Genomic DNA, 3885 nt, shown 5'->3' with positions numbered 1-3885 from the left:
GCAAACCCGGGGCGATTCAGATTGCTTCGAGACCCTCGTTCCCGGCGCCCACGCCCGATGGCCACAGAATACGAAGGTGGTTAGTAGAAGTGGGGTGTGATGCGGGTGTGCTGAGGAGATGGTTGGGCATGACTGACGGTGTCGAGGTGCGGCGTGCGGGTCGGTTCGGCCCGCGCGGTCCTGCCCGTACGATCTCCCGTGCGGTGGGTCTTGCTGTGGTGATGTTTGAGGCGGTGGCCGCGTTCTGGCTGGTGATGCTGCTCCGAACGTCGGATCTCGTGCCATCCGACCCCCGCTCAGGAGTCGGGCGCGGTGATCCGGTTGAGCTGCGGGTGCTGACCGCTGTGGATGTGCACGACTGGGTGTCGGCTCTGAGTGCTGCGGCCTTCGCTGCGGGTGTGGCCGGTGCGCTGGTGGCGCGTCTACTCCCAGCAGTCAAGGGGCGCGCGACCGGTTGAGTAGTCGGGCCTGGGCCTCGCCGGAGTTTCCCTTGTCGGAGGGTTTCTATGGCTTAGGCTTTGGTGCCGCCGCCGCGGGTGTGGCGAGGTTTAAGGGTGAGGTATTCGCTGAGCACTTCACGCTCGGCGGGTGTCACGGTCTGGGCGAAGTGCATCAGTACTGCCGCGGAGTCCCCGCTGGCGTCGAGGACCTGACGCAAGGTGCGTGAGGTGGCCTCTTCACGGGTCTGCATGGGGAAGTACCGGTAGGCGCGGCTGACTTTTTCTCGACCGACGAACCCTTTTTTGTGCAGGTTGGTGACGACGGTGAGCACTGTGGTGTAGGCCGGTTCGCGGTCGTGGAGTTCCTCGACTAGGTCGTGCACCGACATCGCCGCACCGGCTGACCACAGCACGTCCATCACTGCGCGTTCCAGTGAACCCAGCCCAGTCATTTTCACCCACCATCTCTAGATGCGGGTCAATCTTACGACGGACTACCTCAGTTAGTAGCTTGGTCCCGTTGGAGCGCATCGGCAGCGCCGCGACGCGTGCGGTGTTTGAAGGCCACGGAGAATTCGGTTCCAGGGGTGCTGCGGTGGATGTGACGTCGGGTGGTGGTCGGCAACGTGATGGTGAAGGTGGCTCCGTGTCCGGCTCCCAGGCTTTCGGCGAGCAAGGTGCCCCCATGGTCTTCGACGATAGAGCGGGCGATGGTGAGGCCGATTCCGCTGCCGCCGGCGTCTCTGGTGCGTGAGGAGTCGGTGCGGTAGAAGCGGTCGAAGATGTGTGGAAGGTGTTGAGGGGGAATGCCGTCACCGCAGTCGACGACGCTGATGCGCACCGCGTGTGCCGGGGCGGTGTCGGCTTTCACTACGACTCGCTGGCCCGGGGAGCTGTGTCGCAGCGCGTTGGTGAGCAGATTGAGCAGTACTTGGCTCATTCGTTCGGCGTCGACATGGATGTGTACGCGCGCGGCGGTGGTGACGATGCCCAGCGTGACTTCGGCGTCGGTGAACAGGTCGGCGGCTTCTTCGTAGGTCGCGATGAGCAGTTCGTTGACAGTGATCGTCGCCGGGTGGAGGGGCATCTGATGCTCGTCGGTGCTGGATACGGTCGCGATGTCCTCGGCGAGACGCTGCAGGCGGGTGGTGGCGGTGCGCACGACGTCAAAGGTCTGTGAGTCGGGAGCCCGGATTCCGTCTTCGATGGCGTCGGTGATCGCGCCGATGGTGGTCAGTGGGGTGCGCAGTTCGTGGGCAAGGTCTGACAGCATCCGCTTACGGATGTCGTCTTGTGAATCCAGCCGTTGTGCAAGTTGGTTGATAGCTCGGCTGAGCTGGGTGAACTCGGTGCCGAGCTGGCGATCGGGTACGCGCGTGCGGTAGTTGCCGGCGCCAATAGCCACGGCTGAGCGGGCGACACTGGCGACTGACTGTTGTACGCGGCGAGCCAGGAACCAGCTGACGGCCGTGGCCAGGATCGTCGAGGTGATCAATGCGGCAGACATTGAGACGACGATCGAGGAAGTGAACGCGGCTTCGACATGGTCGGCCTGAACTGACCCTGGCTCGAGGCGAGCTTGGCCGAGGTGGTCGTGGAAGGTGTGTGGAGCCACGAATAGTGCCACGATCGCGACGCTGATGCCGCCGCCGGCGATGACGATAGCTTGAGCGAGCATGAGCCGGGAGCCGAAGCTGCCGGGGATACGTAACCGTCGACGTTCATCGTTCATCGCTGGCTCCTCGAGGTTGGCCGTCACCCATCCGGTAGCCCACTCCGCGAACGGTGCGGATGAATCGGCCGGCTACGGCGCTGTCACCGAGTTTGCGGCGCAGACTGGCGACATGGACTTCGACGACGTGGGCATCGCCGACCCAGTCGGGTCCCCAGATTTCGGTGAGCAGTTGCTCTCGACTGAACACAACACCGGGCCGCCGCGTGAGCGCTTCGAGAACGTCGAACTCAGTCCGAGTCAGCTCCACGGGTGTGCTCTGCACCTGGACTTCACGACCCTGAGGGTCGAGGGTGAGCTCCCCTATCGTCCGCGGGTGCGACTCGCCGGTTGGGGTCGGCCGTGGTCGGCGCAGCATGGCGTCGATGCGCGCCATCAGCTCACGAGGGCGAAATGGTTTCGTGAGGTAGTCATCGGCCCCCACCGACAGGCCAACGACTGTGTCGACTTCGTCCGCGCGGGCCGTGACCATCACGATGTAGGCGTTGGTGAAGGTGCGTAACTGTCGACAGACCTCGACGCCATCGAGTGACGGCAAGCCCAGGTCGAGGATGACTACTGCCGGACTCGCCGTGCGTGCGGCGGCGACTCCCTCCTGGCCGTCGGGCGCAACGGTGACCGTGAATCCGCTGCGCTGCAGGTAGTCAGCAACGACTTCGGCAATGTCGGGCTCATCTTCGATCACCAGGGCGTGCAGACCGTGCGGTGGTCGGACCACCGGCATATGGAGGTCGTCGACGACGTTGCGATCTTGGGGCACGCTCCTATGGTGGCGGTGGTCTACACGATCATCCAACCTCGTGGGCGTTCTTGAGCAGATCTTGATCCACGCTGCCGATCAGCCTTGAGGTTCGGTGGGCAAGGTGGCGGTGTCGCCGGGTGGAACGTTACGACACAGTTCCCTCTCACACTGATGATCTGATTTCTGCCCGGCGGCGTCCTGTTCAACAACGCAGAGGATGCCCGTGTGACTGTCTCTTACAGCCTCACCACCAGTGATCCATTCGCCACTACCTTCCCCGCCGAAGCCGCGTCGCCCCGTGCTGGGCTGAGTCGTCAGCTGGTGGGCGGCACCCCGGTGTTGCGCATCGAGGAACCCTTCGCCGAGCACGGGCGCGGCTTCTGGGCCAAGCTGGAAGGCTTCAACCCCGGGGGTATGAAAGACCGGCCTGCGCTGCACATGGTGGAACGCGCCCGCGCCCGTGAAGAGCTGGCCCCGGGGGCGCGGATCATCGAATCAACTAGTGGGACACTGGGATTAGGCCTGGCATTAGCGGGCATCGTGTTCGGGCATCCGGTGACCTTGGTGACCGATCCGGGACTGGAACCGATCTTGCGGCAGATGCTCGCCGCCTACGGCGCCCAGGTCGATGTCGTCAGCGATCCCCATCCGGGCGGGGGTTGGCAACAAGCCCGCCGCGACCGCGTGCGCACCTTGCTCGAGCGTGACGAGGCTGGGTGGTGTCCCGACCAGTATTCCAATCCCGACAACGTGACCGGTTACAGCTCGTTGGGTGTGGAGTTGATCGCGCAGCTGCGACATATCGATGTGCTGGTGTGCTCGGTGGGCACCGGTGGGCACTCAGCCGGTGTGGCTCATACTCTGCGGCAGTTCAACCCTGAGCTGGAGGTTGTGGGCGTAGACACCATTGGCTCGACGATTTTCGGCCAGCCGGCACAGTCACGGATTATGGGGGGTGTCAGATGGTCTGT

At 64.0% G+C, this 3885-nt stretch carries 5 protein-coding genes; 2 read left to right on the top strand and 3 right to left on the bottom strand.

All coding sequences use genetic code 11. From position 1 onward, the window contains the following. Positions 1-128 precede the first annotated feature (128 nt). Positions 129-458 (top strand): hypothetical protein, encoded by a 330-nt coding sequence (locus AMD30_RS24025; protein ID WP_005180014.1) that lies wholly within the window; start codon positions 129-131, stop codon positions 456-458. A gap of 53 nt (positions 459-511) precedes the next feature. On the opposite strand, the gene AMD30_RS24020 is transcribed toward AMD30_RS24025, so the two are convergent. From AMD30_RS24020 to AMD30_RS24010, 3 genes are read right to left on the bottom strand one after another with little or no spacing between them, the layout of a single operon-like run. Continuing rightward, positions 512-892, bottom strand: coding sequence for a BlaI/MecI/CopY family transcriptional regulator (locus AMD30_RS24020; RefSeq protein WP_005180013.1), 381 nt, complete (start codon positions 890-892; stop codon positions 512-514). Positions 893-939: 47 nt separating this feature from the next. Further along, positions 940-2172, bottom strand: a complete 1233-nt coding sequence (locus tag AMD30_RS24015) for a sensor histidine kinase (RefSeq protein WP_055477340.1) — start codon at positions 2170-2172, stop codon at positions 940-942. Continuing rightward, positions 2162-2896: a response regulator transcription factor gene (locus AMD30_RS24010; RefSeq protein ID WP_055477338.1), complete on the bottom strand. Its 735-nt coding sequence runs from the start codon at positions 2894-2896 to the stop codon at positions 2162-2164. The genes AMD30_RS24015 and AMD30_RS24010 overlap by 11 nt, the downstream gene beginning before the upstream one ends. Positions 2897-3139: 243 nt before the next feature. Between AMD30_RS24010 and AMD30_RS24005 the strand changes: the two genes are divergently transcribed. After that, positions 3140-3885, top strand: a 746-nt coding sequence (locus AMD30_RS24005; RefSeq protein WP_055477339.1) for a PLP-dependent cysteine synthase family protein, incomplete at its 3' end; no start/stop codon positions are given.

The organism is Gordonia sp. HS-NH1 (genome assembly GCF_001418765.1).
Lineage (GTDB): Bacteria > Actinomycetota > Actinomycetes > Mycobacteriales > Mycobacteriaceae > Gordonia.
This window is presented reverse-complemented; position numbering and strand designations above follow the sequence as displayed.